14 protein-coding genes are annotated in these 16,919 nt (G+C 67.7%); 9 read left to right on the forward strand and 5 right to left on the reverse strand.

The genetic code is table 11. The features are described 5' to 3' along the window. Window positions 1-7 precede the first annotated feature (7 nt). The 6 genes from EZ304_RS01735 to EZ304_RS01760 all read left to right on the forward strand — a co-directional run bounded on the left by EZ304_RS01735 (window position 8) and on the right by EZ304_RS01760 (window position 4,773). Window positions 8-946, forward strand: coding sequence for a cyclase family protein (locus EZ304_RS01735; RefSeq protein ID WP_142806080.1), 939 nt, complete (start codon window positions 8-10; stop codon window positions 944-946). Continuing rightward, window positions 943-1,266 carry a MoaF-related domain-containing protein gene (locus tag EZ304_RS01740; RefSeq protein WP_142806081.1) on the forward strand — a complete coding sequence of 108 codons (324 nt, stop codon included), beginning with the start codon at window positions 943-945 and terminating at the stop codon, window positions 1,264-1,266. The genes EZ304_RS01735 and EZ304_RS01740 overlap by 4 nt, the downstream gene beginning before the upstream one ends. A 126-nt stretch (window positions 1,267-1,392) precedes the next feature. After that, window positions 1,393-1,770 (forward strand): copper homeostasis periplasmic binding protein CopC, encoded by a 378-nt coding sequence (gene copC, locus EZ304_RS01745; protein WP_099550953.1) that lies wholly within the window; start codon window positions 1,393-1,395, stop codon window positions 1,768-1,770. A gap of 10 nt (window positions 1,771-1,780) precedes the next feature. Next, complete coding sequence (gene copD, locus EZ304_RS01750; protein ID WP_142806082.1) at window positions 1,781-2,665, forward strand: copper homeostasis membrane protein CopD; 885 nt, start codon at window positions 1,781-1,783, stop codon at window positions 2,663-2,665. Between the two features lie 45 nt (window positions 2,666-2,710). Further along, window positions 2,711-3,409, forward strand: a complete 699-nt coding sequence (locus tag EZ304_RS01755; protein ID WP_099550955.1) for a heavy metal response regulator transcription factor — start codon at window positions 2,711-2,713, stop codon at window positions 3,407-3,409. Continuing rightward, a complete protein-coding gene (locus EZ304_RS01760) occupies window positions 3,406-4,773 on the forward strand; it encodes a heavy metal sensor histidine kinase (protein WP_142806083.1) in 1,368 nt (455 codons plus the stop codon). The genes EZ304_RS01755 and EZ304_RS01760 overlap by 4 nt, the downstream gene beginning before the upstream one ends. Here EZ304_RS01760 and EZ304_RS01765 read toward each other — a convergent pair. Then, on the reverse strand, window positions 4,759-5,685 hold the full coding sequence (locus EZ304_RS01765) for a LysR family transcriptional regulator (RefSeq protein ID WP_142806084.1): 927 nt from the start codon (window positions 5,683-5,685) through the stop codon (window positions 4,759-4,761). The genes EZ304_RS01760 and EZ304_RS01765 overlap by 15 nt on opposite strands. Before the next feature lie 106 nt (window positions 5,686-5,791). Here EZ304_RS01765 and EZ304_RS01770 point away from each other — a divergent pair, with 106 nt between their 5' ends. Continuing rightward, window positions 5,792-6,535 (forward strand): SDR family oxidoreductase, encoded by a 744-nt coding sequence (locus tag EZ304_RS01770; RefSeq protein ID WP_142806085.1) that lies wholly within the window; start codon window positions 5,792-5,794, stop codon window positions 6,533-6,535. 132 nt (window positions 6,536-6,667) lie between these two features. On the opposite strand, the gene EZ304_RS01775 is transcribed toward EZ304_RS01770, so the two are convergent. The 3 genes from EZ304_RS01775 to EZ304_RS01785 are packed head-to-tail and all read right to left on the reverse strand — an operon-like array spanning window position 6,668 to window position 12,158. Next, window positions 6,668-9,745 (reverse strand): efflux RND transporter permease subunit, encoded by a 3,078-nt coding sequence (locus EZ304_RS01775; RefSeq protein ID WP_142806086.1) that lies wholly within the window; start codon window positions 9,743-9,745, stop codon window positions 6,668-6,670. Next, complete coding sequence (locus tag EZ304_RS01780) at window positions 9,742-10,914, reverse strand: efflux RND transporter periplasmic adaptor subunit (RefSeq protein WP_142806087.1); 1,173 nt, start codon at window positions 10,912-10,914, stop codon at window positions 9,742-9,744. The genes EZ304_RS01775 and EZ304_RS01780 overlap by 4 nt, the downstream gene beginning before the upstream one ends. Further along, the gene (locus tag EZ304_RS01785; RefSeq protein WP_142806088.1) at window positions 10,911-12,158 is read right to left on the reverse strand and encodes a TolC family protein; all 1,248 of its coding nucleotides are present in this window, start codon (window positions 12,156-12,158) and stop codon (window positions 10,911-10,913) included. The genes EZ304_RS01780 and EZ304_RS01785 overlap by 4 nt, the downstream gene beginning before the upstream one ends. 62 nt (window positions 12,159-12,220) lie before the next feature. Between EZ304_RS01785 and EZ304_RS01790 the strand changes: the two genes are divergently transcribed. Together EZ304_RS01790 and EZ304_RS01795 are read left to right on the forward strand one after the other, a co-directional pair. Then, window positions 12,221-12,895: a response regulator gene (locus EZ304_RS01790; RefSeq protein WP_099550961.1), complete on the forward strand. Its 675-nt coding sequence runs from the start codon at window positions 12,221-12,223 to the stop codon at window positions 12,893-12,895. After that, a complete protein-coding gene (locus tag EZ304_RS01795; protein ID WP_142806089.1) occupies window positions 12,888-14,270 on the forward strand; it encodes a sensor histidine kinase in 1,383 nt (460 codons plus the stop codon). Before EZ304_RS01790 ends, EZ304_RS01795 begins: the two co-directional genes overlap by 8 nt. A 245-nt stretch (window positions 14,271-14,515) precedes the next feature. On the opposite strand, the gene EZ304_RS01800 is transcribed toward EZ304_RS01795, so the two are convergent. Then, entirely contained in the window at window positions 14,516-16,867 is a 2,352-nt protein-coding gene (locus EZ304_RS01800; protein WP_142806090.1) for a GH92 family glycosyl hydrolase, read from the reverse strand. Between the last annotated feature and the right edge of the window lie 52 nt (window positions 16,868-16,919).

Raw genomic sequence — 16,919 nt, forward strand, 5'->3', positions numbered from 1 at the left:
CTTTGCCATGAAAATGAAGACCCTGGCCGCGCTTGCGCTGGCCACCCTGCCGCTGTCCTTCCAGGCCACCGCCGAGGACTGGTATCCCGCTGCCTACGGTGCCAACGACGAGATCGGCGCGGCCAACCTGCTCACCGCGGACGTGGTCAAGCACGCGGTATCGCTGGTCAGGACCGGCAAGACCTATCCGCTGGCGGTGCCGGTGGACAAGAACCTGCCCGCGTTCCGTCACCGCAGCTTCCGCCTGTACAACGTGCAGGTCGGCCAGCAGGCCGGCAAGTCGCTGGGCCCCAACACGTTCACCTTCAACGATGAACTGGTGAACGCCTGGACCGGCGTTGGCACCCAGCTCAACGGCATCGGCCATATCGGCATCGACAACGTCTACTACAACGGCAACAAGGCCGCCGACTTCGTCACCGTGGACGGCGTACGCAAGCTCGGCGTCGAGAAGGTGCCGCCGATGGTTACCCGCGGCGTCGTGCTGGACATGACCGCGTACTACGGCAAGGCGATCGTGCCCGGCGGCACCGAGTTCACCGTGGCCGACATCCAGGCCGTGCTGAAGAAGCAGGGCCTGAGCCTGCGCAAGGGCGACGTGGTGCTGTTCAACACCGGTTGGCTGGAACTGATCGGCAAGGACAACACGCAGTTCTTGGAAGTGGAGCCGGGTATCGGCATGGAGGCCGCGAAGTGGCTGGCCGACCAGGGCATCGTCGCCTTCGGTGGCGACACCTGGGCCTCGGAGGTCTACCCGAATCCGAACGGTGCCGAGGAGTTCCCGATCAACCAGTACATGCTGGCCAAGCGCGGCATCTACAACCTGGAGCTGATCGACAGCCGTGCCCTGGTGCGCGACAAGGCCTGGGAATTCCTGTTCGTGCTCGGCCAGCCGCTGTACGTCGGCTCGACCCAGGTCAACATCAACCCGGTGGCGATCCGATGAACACTGCCCCCGCCTTGCCGTTGTTCGCTGGCCGCCGCTTCCGCGTCAGCTATGACGACCTGGCCGCCGACAACGTCTACAGCGCCGATGGCCGCCATGTGCAGTACGCCATCGTCTCCGGCGCCTATGCCGGTGCGCAGGGCGAAGCCGCCTGCGAGTGGCAGCAGATCAGCGAAGGGGTCTATGCCATTTCGTGGCAGGAAGCCGATGGCGCAACGGTCGTGCATGTCGATGACTTCGTCGGCGGGCGTTCGCTGGCCTGGTTCACCGCCACCGATGGCAGTTTCCATCGCATGCAGGGGCCGTTGGCAGCACTGTGATGCCGGCCAGCGGCCGGCACCACCGGTGAGTGGACGGAACATTACAGATCGGTAATGTTCGGGTCAGGGCAGCGAAAGGCGCTGCCCTCCACCCTGTGGGCCACGTCTTCTACAGGTGTCCCGCGCATGACCCGTTCCCTGCTCCGCTCCGCTTCCCTTGCTCTTCTCCTGTCCGGCCTCGCGGTTGCGCCGCTGGCCCTGGCCCATCCCAGCCTGGTGCGTTCGACGCCGGCCGCCGACGCCACCATAGCTCCGGCGACCGAGATCACGCTGCAGTTCAGTGAGAAGGTGATGCCGCGCGCCACCCGTATCGAACTGAGCATGGACCATGGCCGCATGAAGATGGCCGTGCCCACCGCCGCGCAGGACCTCTCCGAAGATGGTCACACGCTGCGTGCGCGCTTCGCCAAGCCGCTGCCCGCCGGCAGTTACGCACTGCAATGGCGCGCGGTCGGCCAGGACAGTCATCCGATGACCGGCAACTACCGCTTCACCGTGAAGTAAGGCCGCCGCCATGGCCGAGCTCTCGCCGTATGCGTCGCGGCTGGCGCTGTACCTGGTGCTGATGCTGCTGTTCGGGCGGCTGCTGTTCGTCCGCCCCGGACTGCCACGCAGCATCTCGCTGACGCTCGCCGTGGTTGCGCTCATCCTGATCGTCATCGATGCCGTGAACCGGTTGTCCGGCGTGCTTGGCATCCCGGCAGCCGACATCGACCCAGCAACGGCGCACTGGTTCCTCACCGGCACGCCGGTGGGTAAGGCCGGCCTGCTGCGCACCGTGGCGGTGCTGGCAATGCTGCCCCTGCTGGCATCCGTTACGCCGCTGCGGGGCCTGCGCCGCCTGGCGCTGCTCGCGTTGTCCGCCATCGCCCTGGCCAGCCTGTCCTGGAACGGCCATGCCGCCGCCGGGGATGGCTTCGGTGGCACCTTGCGGCTGGTGGCCGGCATCGTGCACCTGCTGGCCGCCGGCGCCTGGGTCGGCGCGATCGCCGCCATCCTGCAGTTGGCGGCGCGACCGCAGGGCCTGCGCCTGCGCGAGCGCACCCACGAGCTGTGGCAGGCCGCCCACGGCTTCGCCCTGCCCGGCACGATCATCGTCGCCACCCTGACGATGACCGGGACCTACACCTATGTCGATCTTGGCGGTTCCGTGCAGACCCTCATCGGCACCGCGCACGGACGCTGGCTGCTGCTCAAACTCGCCCTGGTCGGTGGCATGCTGGGGCTGGCCGCCCTGCATCGCTGGCGGCTGGTACCGGCGCTGGCCAGCTCCATCCGCGGCGGCTGGCAACCACGGCCGCTGCGCTCACTGCGCCACAGCCTGGCCTTCGAATCGGTACTGGCCGTGCTGGTGCTGGCCTGCGTGGCCGTGCTCGGTACGCTGGATCCGCTGACATGAGCCTGCGCAGCCGGCCCACGCGCAAGCTGCGATGATGGGTGCATCATGAAACTGCTGATCGTCGAAGACGAACCCAAGACCGGCAACTACCTGCGCCAGGGCCTGATCGAGGCCGGCTACGTGGTCGATCTCGCCTGCAACGGTGTCGACGGGCTGCACCTGGCCGGCAGCGGCGAGTACCAGCTGGTCATCCTCGACGTGATGCTGCCCGGCCTGGATGGCTGGAACGTGCTGTCGCGGCTGCGCGAGGCCGGCTGGCAGGTGCCGGTGCTGTTCCTGACCGCGCGCAGCAGCATCGCCGACCGCGTGCAGGGCCTTGAGCTGGGTGCCGACGACTACCTGGCCAAGCCGTTCGCCTTCGCCGAGCTGCTGGCGCGCGTGCGCACCCTGCTGCGTCGCGGCCAGGCGCTGCCACAGACCGAGCGCATCGTCATCGCCGACCTGGTGGTGGACACTCTGCGCCGCCGGGTCGAACGCGGCGGCCAGCGCATCCCCCTCAGCCAGAAGGAATACACCCTGCTGGAACTGCTGGCGCGCCGTCGCGGCGAAGTGCTGCCGCGCTCGTTGATCGCCTCGCAGGTGTGGGACATGAACTTCGACAGCGACACCAATGTGATCGACGTGGCGATCCGCCGCCTGCGCGCCAAGATCGACGACGACTTCGATGCCAAGCTGATCGTCACCGTGCGCGGCATGGGCTATGTACTGGAGGCGCCGGACGACGGTGCAGCGCACAGCGGATGAGCCTGCGTCGTTCCATCGCGGTACGGCTGACGCTGCTGTTCGCCATCGTGGCCACGCTGGTGCTGGCCGCGTTGGGCGTAGCGATCTATGTCAGTGCCCGCCACGACCTTGTCGCCCAGGACTTCGTCGAACTGGAGAACAAGGTCGCGTTGATCCGTGACCTGGCCGATAACGGACCTGCGTCCGCACGCGGGCAGCGGTTGGCAGAGGCGCTGGGCCATCATCCGGATATCGCCTTCCACATTGTTGAAGGGCGTGGCGCGGTGCTGTTCTCGACCGCACCGGCACTGCTGCGCGAGCATGCACGCAGCCAGCCCATCGACGACGCGCCACGGCGACACGACTGGATCCTCGCCGATGGCCGCTGCATGCATGCCCTGCACCTGCGCCAGACCCTGGCCGACGGCAGCCACCTGGTCATCCTGCTGGCCATCGATGACGACCGCCATGCCGATTTCCTGCAGCGCTTCCGCCACCTGCTGGCGATCGCCATCATCGGCGCCGCCGTGGCCAGCAGCCTGCTCGGCGGCTATGTGGTGCGGCGCACGCTGCGGCCGCTGCGCACGCTGGCCGATGAGGCCCGGCAGATCACCGCCGGTCGGTTGCAGCGACGTCTGAGCGCGCGTGCTGCACCGGCCGAACTGGAGCAGCTGGCGCAGACGCTCAACGGCATGCTGGCGCGCCTGCAGCAGGATTTCGCGCGACTGACCGAGTTCTCCGGTGACCTTGCCCACGAGCTGCGCACCCCGATCACCAACATGCTGACCCAGGTGCAGGTGGTGCTGGCGCACCCGCGCAGCAACGAGGCCTACCGCGAGACGCTGGCGTCGTGTGCCGAGGAACTGCAGCAGCTGGCGCAGACCGTGGGCGACCTGCTGTACCTGGCGCAGGCCGAGTCGCCGGGCGCGCTGCCATCGCGCGAGCCGGTGGCGCTGGAGGGAGTGGTGGATTCGCTGCTCGAGTTCTACGACCTGCTGGCCGAGGACCGGCAGTTGACCCTGCGCCGCGAAGGCACCGCACGCGTCGAGGGCAACCGCTTGATGCTGCATCGGGCGATCGCCAACCTGCTGTCCAACGCGTTGAAGCACGCCACTGCCGGTAGCGAGGTGCGGGTGCGGCTGGCCGAGGCCGATGGCGTGTGCAGGGTCAGCGTGCACAACCTTGGCACGCCGATTGCCGCCGAAGCGCTGCCGCGCCTGTTCGATCGCTTCTACCGCGGCGAACGTGGCCGCCTCGAAGGTGCCGGGCTGGGCCTGGCGATTGCCCGCGCGATTGCACAGGCGCATGGCGGCAGCGTGAGTGTTGTGTCGGATGACACCGGCACCGTGTTCGAGCTGGTGCTGCCGGGCTCAGCCGCCCGGTAGTGCCGGCCGCTGGCCGGCAACCCCGGTCTGGTCGAACACCCCGGCCACCCAGTCGATGAACACCCGCAACCGCGGCGACGGCGTGCGGTTGCGAGGGTAGACCAGGCTCAACGGGCTCGGCGTCGGCGGCGCCTCAGGCAACAGCTCGACCAGCTGCCCGCGCGCGATATAGGGGTCCATCCGGTAGCGCGGCGCCTGGATGATGCCCAGGCCCGCCAGCGCGGCGCCAAGGAACGCATCCGCGCCTGAAACACGCACCCGCGCCGGCAGCGGCACATAGCGCACCTGTCCAGCCTGTTGGAACTCCAGGGGAATCAGCTGGCCGGTGGCGCCGGAGCGGTAGCCGACCATCTGGTGGCCTTCCTCCAGCGATTCGATGGTATCGGGCAGGCCATGCGCCTCCACATAACCCGGCGAGGCCACCGTGACCTCGCGCAGCATCGCCAACCGGCGCGCAGCCAGATCGCTGTCGGCCAGCGTCCCCACCCGCAACGCCGCATCCACGCCTTCGCGCAGCAGGTCGACATAGCGGTCGCCTTCGCTGACGTCCAGCTCGATCTCCGGGTAGCGCTGCAGGAACTCCGGCAGGTGCGGAAACAGCAGGTGCCGGCCCAGTGTGCCATGCACTTCAATGCGCAACGGACCGCGTGGCGGCACGTCACGGAACGCGGCCTCGGCATCGTCCATGTCGGCGATCAGGCGCAGGCAACGCCCATAGAACGCCTCGCCTTCCAGGGTGGGCACCACCAGCCGCGTGGTCCGGTGCAGCAGGCGCACGCCCAGCCGCTGTTCCAGCGCCTTGATCGCGTCGGTCACCGTGGCCCGCGGCAGGCCCAGGTCCTCGGAGGCACGGGTGAAGCTGCGGCGCTCGACGATACGGACGAAGGCGCGCATGGCCGTGAAGCGATCCATTGTTCGGCTATCCGGATGATGTTGGCGGATTATGCGGGATTATCCGGACCATCGATGTGGCGAAGATGGCTCTGCGCCACTCCGGCGTGCCCTGCTGGAAGCCACCATGACCCTCTCCCCCGCCCGCTCTGTCGCCCTGGTCACCGGAGGCTCCCGTGGCATCGGCGCCGCCATCTCCCGCCGGCTCGCCGCCGATGGCCACGCGATCGCCATCAACTATGCGGGGCGCCGCGACGACGCCGAAGCCTTGGCGGCCGAACTCAACGCGGCCGGTGCGCAGGCCATCGCGCTGCAGGCCGATGTCTCCGATCCGCAGGCGGTGCGGCAGTTGTTCGATGCCATCGAAGCCCGTTTCGGCGGCATCGACGTGGTGGTCAACAGCGCCGGCGTATTGCAGCTGGCGCCGCTGGCCGACACCGACGACGCATTGTTCGAGCGGGTGATCGGCATCAACCTCAAGGGGGCCTTCAACGTGCTGCGCGAAAGCGCGCGACGGGTGCGCGACGGCGGCCGGCTGATCACCCTGTCCACCAGCGTGGTCGGCATCAGGCTTGAGAACTACAGCGTTTACGCAGCCAGCAAGGCGGCGGTGGAGACGATGGGCGCGATCCTCAGCAAGGAGCTGCGCGGGCGCAACATCACCGTGAACGCGGTGGCACCCGGCCCCACCGCCACCGACCTTTTCCTGGACGGCAAGTCACCGGAACTCATCGAGCGGCTGGCGAAGATGAACCCCCTGGAGCGGCTGGGTACGCCGGACGACATCGCCGGTGCGGTTGCGTTCCTGGCAGGCACCGATGGCGGGTGGATCAATGGCCAGGTGCTGCGCGCCAATGGCGGGATGGTGTAGAACGCGCGAACGGCATCCACGCATGGCGTGGATCTACTGATCGCATCTCCGCGGAGCGCGGGAACTCGGTAGCGCCGGGTCATGCCCGGCGGCGGGGTCGCATCCACGCATGGCGTGGATCTACCGTGCGGATCATCCGGCGCGCGCCTCGCGGCGGCGATGTACCCAGTAGTACAGCGTGGGCAGTACCAGCAGGGTCAGCAGCATCGCCGACAGTAGGCCACCGATCACCACCACCGCCAGCGGTTTCTGGGTCTCGGCACCAATCGCATGCGAGGTGGCCATCGGCAGCAGGCCGAACATCGCCAGCAGCGCGGTCATCAGGACCGTGCGCAGGCGCTGCAGCGAGCCCTGTACCACCGACTGCAGCAGGTCCATGCCCTGCTCTCGCAGCTGCGCGAAGCGACTGAGCATCACCACCCCGTTCAGCACCGCTTGCCCGAACAATGCAATGAAGCCGATCGCCGCAGACACCGACAGTGGAATGCCGGTCAGCCACAGGGCGAGGATGCCGCCGATCATCGCCAGTGGCACGTTGGCCAGGATCAGCGCGGCGCTGCTGATGTCCTTGAAGGCATCGAACAGCAGCACGAAGATGATCAGCACCGACAGTGGAATCACCCAGCCCAGACGCTTCATCGCACGCTGCTGGTTCTCGAACTCGCCGGACCACTCCAGGCGGTAGCCTTCCGGCAGCTGCACGCTGGCGTCCACGCGCTTGCGCATGTCGGCCACCACGCTGCCCATGTCGCGGCCGGCGATGAAGATGCTGACCGCCTTGACCCGCTGCGCGTTCTCGCGCGAGATGTTGATCGCACCGCTGGCCATGCGGAAATCGGCCACGTCGGACAGTGTCACCGTGTGGCCATCGCCGATGCCCACCGGCACCGTGCGCAGCCGTTGCAGGTCCCGGTCGGCGTCGTCCAGGCGCAGCGTGATCGGGAACTTGCGGTCGCCCTCCCACAGTTCGCCTACCTGGCGCCCGCCCAGCGCGGTCTCGATCACCTCGTCGATGTCGCGCACATTGAGCCCATAGCGCGCAGCACGGTCGCGGTCGATCTCGATCTGCAGCTGCGGCAATGAGCCGTCGCGGTCGATGAAGGCGCTCTCTACGCCCTCCACGCCACGTACCTGCCCCAGGATCGCCTGTGCCTGCTGGTTGAGCACGTCCAGATCCGAGCCGCTGACCTTGATCACCACCTGGCCCTTGATCTGCGAGATGCTCTCCAGGATATTGTCGCGCACCGGCTGCGAGATCGAGAACTCCGGCCCGGGAATGCGCTGCTCCAGCGTGCGCTGCAGATCGCTCACCAGCTGTCGCTTGTCCACACCCTTCGGCCACTCCTTCTCCGGCTTCAACGCCACCAGCGCCTCGATCTGGTTGGCGCCCTTGGCATCGGAGCCGTCTTCCGGGCGCCCAAGCTTGGCCACGACCGTCGACACCTGCGGGAAGGTGCCGACCAGCTCACGGATGCGCCGCGACTGCTGCTGCGCCTCAGCCAGGCTGGTGCTGGGATCCAGCGTGGCGGTCAACCAGATCGAGCCTTCGTCCAGCTCGGGCAGGAACTCCGACCCCAGCCGGGTGCCCAGCGCCAGCGTGCCGACCAGCAGCGCAACCGCGGTCAGTACCACCGCACGCGGACGGGCCAATGCGCGCTCCAGGATCGGCCGGTACCAGCCGGTCAGGCGGTCCATCAACGGATTGCCGTCGCGCATGCGGTCGCGCCGCAGCCACCAGTAGCAGAACAGCGGCACCACGGTCAGCGCCAGGATCAAGGCACCGATCAATGCCGAGGTCACCGAGTACGCCATGGGCGCGAACATGCGGCCTTCCTGGCGCTGCAGGGTGAAGATCGGGATATGTGCGGCGATGATGATCAGCATCGAGAAGAACGTCGGTCGCCCTACTTCCGACGCTGCCGAAAGAATGGTCGAGAACCGTGTCTTCCGGTCGGCCGCAGGGGGCAGCTTCGACAATCGCGAGACGATGTGCTCGGTGACGATCACCGCGCCATCGATGATGATGCCGAAGTCCATCGCACCCAACGACAGCAGGTTGGCCGGCACGCCCCACAGATGCAGGCCCAGGAAGGTCGACAGCAGCGCCAGCGGCATCATCGCCGCCACGATCAGCGCGGCACGGGCGTTGTACAGGAACAGCCACAGCACCAGGAACACCAGCACCGCACCTTCCAGCAGGTTGCGGAAGACGGTTTTCAGCGTGGTCGAGACCAGCCACGAGCGGTCATAGAACGGCTCGATGCTGACCCCTGCCGGTAACTGATTGGCCTCGATCTCGGCGATGCGTGCATGCAGAGCGTCCAGCACGTCGGACGGATTTTCGCCCTTGCGCATCAGCACCATGCCGAACACTGCATCGTCGTTGTCGTCCTGGCCGACCAGGCCCTGACGCGGCAGGCCGGTGTCGGCGATGCCGGCCAGGTCGCGCACCAGGATCGGCGTGCCCCCGCGCTGCGCCACCACCACATTGCCGATGTCGGCCGGCGAACGCATCAGGCCCACACCGCGGATCAGGAACTGCTGCTGGCCACGCTCCACGTAGCCGCCGCCCGCATTCGAGCTGCCCTTTTCCAGCGCCTCGGCGAACTCACCCAGGCTGATGCCGCGGTCACGCAGCTTGTCCAGGTCCGGCTTGACCTGGAAGGTGCGCGCGAAGCCGCCGAAGCTGATCACATCAGCCACCCCGGGTACGGTGCGCAGACTGCGCTCCATCGTCCATTCCTGAACGGTGCGCAGCTGGGTTGGCGTCATGTGCGGGCCTTTCAGCACATAACGGTAGATCTCACCTACCGCCGAGCTCATCGCCTCCAGTTCCGGAGTCACCCCTTCCGGCAGCTCCACGCCCTGCAGGCGCTCCAGCACCTGCTGGCGCGCGAAGTAGTCATCGGCCTTGTCGTCGAAGGTCAGGATGATCATCGACAGCCCGAACTGCGTATGCGAGAACACCCGCACCGAATGCGGGATGCCGGACAACGCCACTTCCAGCGGCATCGTCACCTCGCGCTCCACCTCTTCGGCGGCCCGGCCCGGGTGCAGCGATACCACTGTCACCTGGGTGTCGGACACATCCGGGAAGGCTTCCACCGGCAGCACGCGGAACGCGGCAATGCCAGCGCCAACGAACAGCAGCAGTGCCAGCATCACCATCAATGGCTGGCGCAGGCAGTAGGCAATCAGGCGATCGATCATGGGGCGGCGTGCCCCGTGCCGGTGCTGGCGGCGGCCGGCGCGTTGTCCGCCAGCTGCTGCAGCAGCAGGCCGCCCTCGACCACTACCCTGGCGCCTGCTGCCAGGCCCTCACGCACCCACAGCCGGCCATCGCCCAGTTCCTCGGCATGCACGGCGTGGCGAACGAAGCGGCCCTTGCCCTCCTCGACGAACACCACCTGCTTGCCGTCGATCAACAGCACCGCGGCATCGGGCAGCGAGACACCGCCCTCGGCCGGCAATGCAACCCGCGCACGCACGTACTGGCCAGCCTTGAAACCCCGTGCACGGTTGTCCAGCTCGGCACGCGCCTGCACCACCCGGCGTTCGCTGTCGACGAAGTCATCCACGTGCTGCAGGGTCGCCTGAAGCGGCTGTCCATCGGTACCGGGCACGCTCACCTGCATCCCCGCCTTCAAGCGCCCGGCCAGGCTCTCAGGAACATCCAGCAGCAGCCACAAGCGGTCCGGATCGCCAATCACCGCCAACGGCTGTTCGCTGTCGGGGCTGACTGCCATGCCCGGGCTCATCCGCCGCTCCACCAGCACGCCGTCGATAGGCGCGCGCAGCGGCAGGCGCTGGTCGACGTGCTGGCCATTGCCATACGCCTTGGCGAAGGCGGTTGCACGCGCATGATCGGCCTGGCTGCCGGCGAAGTTGGCCTCGGCCTCGTCCAGTTCGCGGCCCGACGCCACACCCGCCGCATGCAACTCGCGGGTGCGCTCCAGCTCCTTGCGCGCCTGCTGCAGCTCGGCGCGGCCACGCACGCCGTCGGCCTGTGCCTGGCCGAACTCGGGCGAGGTGATCCAGGCGATCACCTGCCCAGCCTTCACCTTCTGCCCTGGCTGCGCCTCGATGCGCGCCACCTGCCCCGCCAACGGCGTGTGCAGTGCACTGGATCGGGTCTCGTCCCACACCACCCGGCCCGGCAGCTGCAGGCTGGCGCTGGCGCCGACGGTCACCGTCTCGCTGCGCAGCACGTCCAGCTGCCGGCTGCCGGCAGGAAACTGGATCTGGTCGACACGGACCTGCGGCGCATCCTCGGTGTAGGACGCCGGCTCACGGCCACAGCCGCCCAGCAGGGCCAGCGCCAGCAAGGCCGGCAGCACGGCGTGTCGCGCCCGCGGGCGATGGGCGACGGTGGACTTCATCGGGACTCTCCTTCAGCAACGGATGTGGCCGCTTCCCAGCGCGCCAGGGCAATGGCATGGTCGGCTCGCGCTTCAATCAACGCAGCCTCGAACTCGCGCCAGCTGCGGCGCGCATCCAGCAGATCGGTCAGGCTGGCGGCGCCGCGGCGGTAAGCCAGTTCGATGCCCTGCACTGCCTTGCGTGCAGCGTCGGACTGCAGTCCTTCGTATTCGCTGCGGCGCTGCGCGGCAGCCTGTGCGCTGGCCTGCAGCTGGTCCAGTTCGGCGCGTGCTTCGCGCTGCCGCGCCTGCAGCTCCAGCGCGGCGTTGTCGCGGTCGGCCTCGGCACGCTGGATCGCGCCGCGTGCACGCGACGGGCCGCCCAAGGGGATGGTCAATGACACACCCCAGGTGACGCCGCTGATGTCGGTCGGCTCGCGCTCGGCCTCCACGCCCAGCTGGATGTCGCGGTGGCGCTCACTGCGCGCCAGCGCCACACCGGCGTCGGCTGCGGCCAGGCGCGAACGTGCCGCGCGCAGATCGGCACGCTGCTGCGGATCGAACGGGCGCGCATCGGCCCTGCCCGCGGGGTCTGGCCACGGATCATCGGCACTGAGGCCATGGCTGTCGTCGCGGCCGAGCAGCAGGCCCAGTGCATGCCGCGCATCGCGCAGATCCAGCGCCGCCTCGCGCGCCGCGTCGGCCACCGCCAGGTCGTCCACCGCCAGTCGGGCACGATCAACCGGCGCCATCGCCCCTGTCGCAACCTGCTTCTCCGCCGCCGCCATCTGCTCGGTCGAACTCTGGCGGTTGGCATCGGCAATCTGCGCCCGCTCCTGGGCGCCCTTCAGGCCGAAATAGGCTTCATGCAGTGCCACCTGCTGTCGGCGTCTGGCATCGAGCATGTCCAGCCCGGCGACCTCCAGCAGCGCGTCGGCCTGGCGGATGCGCAGTGCGCGCTTGCCGCCGCGTTCCCAGGTCCAGCCCAGGCCAACGGTGCTGTCCACCCGCTTGTCCTGCCAGCGCCCAGGGCCGATACCATGCTTGGGGCTGATCTTGCTGGTGCCGATCGACAGTTCGGTGGCCGGGCGCAATGCCGCCGTCTGCGCATCGCCCTGTACACCGCGCAGCTCCAGTGCCGCCACACGCAGGTCCGGGTTGTGCGCTTCCATTGCGCGCTGCGCTTCCTGCAGGGACAGCGCCGAAGCCGCAGGCGCGCACAGAAGGGTGGCCACTACGGCCGCAAGGCGAGAGGAGAAATTCATGCACGTCACGGTAAGGTGATGCACTTGCGCCAAACTTGCCCCAACCTTGCACGAAGCTTGCAATGCGAATCCTGCTGATCGAAGACGATGCCGCTCTGGCTGATGGACTGATCCGCGCCCTGCAGGGTGCCGGTCATCTGTGCGACCACCTCTCGCGTGGACTGCACGCGCCGGCGGCACTGGCCAGCGCACCGTATGACGTGATGGTGCTGGACCTTTCATTGCCCGACGTCGATGGCCTCGATCTGCTCTCACGCCTGCGCAACGACGGCGCCACCCTGCCGGTGCTGATCCTGACCGCACGCGATGGTGTGGAGGACCGCATCCTCGGCCTCGACCGCGGTGGCGACGATTACCTGGCCAAGCCGTTCGCACTCGGTGAGCTGGAAGCCCGCCTGCGTGCACTGTCGCGCCGCCGCAGCGATGCACCGGCGCAGAAGCGGCTGGGTCGGTTGTGCTTCGACAGCATCCGCAATGAAGTGCAGGTTGAAGGCCTGCGCATCGAGCTGACCGCGCGCGAGCTGTCCCTGGTCGAGGCACTGATGCAGCATCCGGGCCGCACGGTTACCAAGCAGCGCCTGTTCGACGCGCTGTACAGCTGGGACCACGAGGCCAACCTGTCGGTGATCGAAGTGCATGTCAGCCGCCTGCGACGCAAGCTGGAACAGGCGCATGCCGGCGTCGGCATCCGCATGCTGCGCGGGCTTGGATACCGCCTGGAGGCCGTGGGTGACTGAGCGCGTGCACAGCCTGCGCGGCCTGCTGCTTAGGCGCCTTTGGCTGCCGCTGCTGGTACTGTTGCTGTGCAGCGCAGTGGGTTCATTTGCGCTGGCCCGGTTCTATGCCGGCCAGGTCTACGACCGCTGGCTGCTGGATTCGGCGATGTCGTTGTCCGAACTGGTGACGGTGCAGGATGGTCGCGCTTCGATCGAGATTACCCCAGCGGTCTCGCGCATGTTCACCTGGGACACCGCCGACGAAGTGCATGGCGAGGTGGTCGACGCTGCGGGTGGGCGTTTGTATGGTGACCTGCCTGAAGCCCTGCCACGCCCCACAATCGCTGCAGGAAATGATGACGACGCCGTGTACTACGATGCACGGGTGCGTGGTCAACCGGTGCGCATGGTCGAGGTGGTGGTCAGCGCAGGGCCGGGCCATGACATCCGGTTGCGCGTGGCTGAGACGCTTCGCAAGCGCCACCGGCTGGAGCGCAAGCTGCTGCTGACCAGCGTTCCCTTCCAGGCCGCGATCCTGGCACTGGCGGCGTGGCTGGCCTGGTCCGGTACAGGCGCTGCCGCTCGCCATGCCAACCTGGTTGCGCGGAAGCTGGCCAGCCCGCGGCCGGATCCGTTGGCACCGCTGGATCCGGCGCAGGAGGCACCGCGCGAACTGTGGCCGGCGGTGGAGGCCTACAACGCGTTGCTGCAGCGCCTGGACGCGATGCAGGCAGCGCAACGGCGCTTTGTCAGCAATGCCGCGCACCAGCTGCGCACGCCCTTGGCGGCAATGCAGGTGGAGCTGGAGAGTTCATTGCGCCAGCACGACCCGCAGGCCCAGCAGCTGGCGCTGTCCGGCACGCTGGCCGGGCTGGCCCGCTTGCAGCACCTGGTCAACCAGCTGCTGATGCTCAGCCGCTCGGAGGATCCGAATGGCAGTGCACTGCCACTGCAACCGGTGGATCTGGCTGCGTTGGCACGCGGCGTGGTGGAGCGCTATGCCGACCGCGCACTGGTGGTGGGCGTGGACCTGGGTTACGACGGGCCCGACGACGGCGTGCAGGTACAGGGCGATCCGCAGCTGCTGCGCGAGGCGTTGGGCAACCTGCTGGACAACGCACTGCGCTACGGTGCCGTGCCCGGTGTGATCACCCTCGGCGTTCGGCAGGGGGCCGATGGCGTGCAGGCATGGGTGGACGATGACGGCGCCGGCATTGCCGAAGCCGAGCGCACGCGCGTCACCGAACGCTTCTACCGGGCCTGCAGCGAGGGCGATGGCTGCGGGCTGGGCCTGGCGATCGTGGCCGAGATCGCGCAGCGGCATGGCGCGACCCTGATGATTGATACCGCCCCGATCGGTGGCGCGCGGGTGGGGTTGCGGTTTCGTTCCCGCTGATCTGCCGCGTGCCAACCGAGGTTGGCACCTGCCAAAGGCGCCCCGGCCGGCAGATTCCGGTAGACGCCCACCCTGGTGGGCACCGTTGATGTCCCCCGTGCCAACCAAGGTTGGCACCTACCAAAGGCGTGCCGACCCACGGATTCCGGTAGTCGCCCACCTTGGTGGGCGCCCTTGACGTCCCCCGTGTCAACCAAGGTTGGCACCTACCAGAAGCGGGACCCCGTACGCCAACCAACAACCCGTCACCGGCTCATCGAGTACGGCGCCTGCGCGCCCTGCCCCGGCCAGTCCTTGTTCGGCTCGGCCTGCATGCTGAAGCGCAGCTCGCCGCCGGCCAGGATCTCGTCGTGGCGCAGGAAGGTGCGCTGCAGCGGCTTGCCGTTGAGGCTCACGCTGCCCACATAGGTGTGCTTGTCATCCAGCCCATCGGCCACGATGGTGAACGTCTTGCCGTTGGGCAGGCGCATCGCGGTCTTCGGCAGGAACGGGCGGCCGAGGATGTACTCGCCCGAGCCCGGTGCCACCGGGTAGAAGCCCAGCGCGGTGAACACGTACCACGCTGACATCTGGCCGACATCATCGTTGCCGGCCAGGCCATCCGGACGGTCGGCGTACTGGGTGTCCATGATCTGCTTCAGGCGCGCCTGGGTGCGCCACGGCTGGCCGGCATACGAATACAGGTAGGCCACGTGGTGGCTGGGCTCGTTGCCATGTGCATACCAGCCGATCAGCCCGGTGATGTCTTCCATGTGCTCGAAGATGGACGGATCCACCTTGGCGTTGAACACCTCGTCCAGCCGCGCCAGCAGTCTGTCACTGCCACCATGCGCTGCCGCCAGGCCGGCCACGTCCTGCGGCACGTACCACGAATACTGCCACGCGTTGCCCTCGGTGTAGTCGGTACCGTAGCCGCTGGCGCTGGGGTCGAACGGAGTGCGGAAGCTGCCGTCGCGCTTGCGTGCGCGCATGAAGCCGGTGTCCTTGTCGAACGCGTTGCGCCAGTTGCCCGCGCGCTTGTCGAAGGTCGCCGTGATATCGCCCTTGCCCATCGCCTGCGCCATGCGTGCGATGGTCCAGTCGTCGAAGGCGTATTCCAGCGTCTTGCTGGCCGCTTCACCTTCCTCGTCAATCGGCACATAGCCCAGCTCGCGGTACTGCGCGATGCCGTCATAGGGGCCGTAGTTGGCGGTCTCGACCATTGCCTTCAGCGCCTTGTCGGCATCGAAGCCACGGATGCCCTTTACGTAGGCGTCGGCGATCACCGGCACGGCGTGGTAGCCGATCATGCACCAGTCCTCCAGTCCATGGAACGACCACACCGGCAGCATGCCGTAGGGGCTGTGCTCATGGTGCGCCAGCATCGAATTGACGAAGTCGCTGTTGCGCTTCTCCGGCTGCACCAGCGTCAGCAACGGATGCAGCGCACGGTAGGTGTCCCACAGCGAGAACGTGGAGTAGTTCGTGTACCCGTCTGCCTTGTGCACCGCGTTGTCCGAACCGCGGTACTGGCCATCGGCATCCATGAACAGCGTCGGCCCCAGCATCGTGTGGTACAGCGCGGTATAGGCACTGCGGCGAGCGTGCTCGGGTGCATCGATATCGAGCACCGACAGCGCCTGCGTCCATTCCTGCTTCGCCTGGGCACGTACCCGCTCGAAATCGAAGTCCGGCACTTCGGCATCGAGGTTGGCGATGGCGCCAGCCTCGCTGACGGGTGAGATGGCGACCTTGACCACCAGCGGTGCGTCCAGCTTGCCGAATGCGAAGGTACCGACCAGCTGACGGCCCTCGATCTGTGCACGCTGCGCCGGATCCTTCTCGCCCGGCGGCGGGAAGCCCTTGTAGACAATGTCCTTCTCGGTGCTGTGCAGCTCGTGGCTGGCCAGCGGCCGCGAGAAACGCATGGCGAAGAACACCTGGCGGCCCGGCGCCCAGCCACGGGTTTCACGGAAGCCGGTGATCGTGCCGTCAGCACGCACCCGCACCCTCGACCACAGCACCTTGCCCGGGTAGTCGTACATGCTGGTGCGCATGTCCAGCAACACCTTGGCGTCGATGCCCTTCGGGAAGGCGTAGCGATGCACACCCACGCGGGCACTGGTGGTCAGCTCGGCGCGCACCTTGTAATCGTCCAGGGTGACGGCGTAGTAGCCCGGCTCGGCTTTCTCGTCGTCATGGCGGAACCGGGAGGCATAGCCGCTGCCCGGCTTCTCCGGATCTCCGCGCTCGAGCCCGGGATTGCCGGTGAACGGCATGACCAGGATGTCACCCAGGTCCGAATGGCCGGTGCCGGAGAAATGGGTGTGCGAGAAGCCGACAATGCTGCTGTCGTCGTAGCGGTAGCCGGCCGCCCAACCGTAGGCCTTTTCGCGCGGCTGGATGCGCGTATCCGGGCTGAGCTGGACCATGCCGAACGGCACCGTTGCACCCGGATAGGTGTGGCCTTCCCCACCGGTGCCGATGAACGGGTCGACCGAGGCGTAGGCCTTGTCGGCGGCGGTTTTCGGCGTGGCAGCCAGAGCGGCACCGGAAGCAAGCATGGCGGTGGCGGCGAAGGCGATCAGGAGGCGACGGTCCAGCGTGGGCATCGGCATTTGGATCGATTCATATGATGGCCGGATGCTAGCACCCGGCTACCGGCACCGC

The sequence above is a fragment of the Stenotrophomonas maltophilia genome (assembly GCF_006974125.1).
Lineage (GTDB): Bacteria > Pseudomonadota > Gammaproteobacteria > Xanthomonadales > Xanthomonadaceae > Stenotrophomonas > Stenotrophomonas maltophilia_O.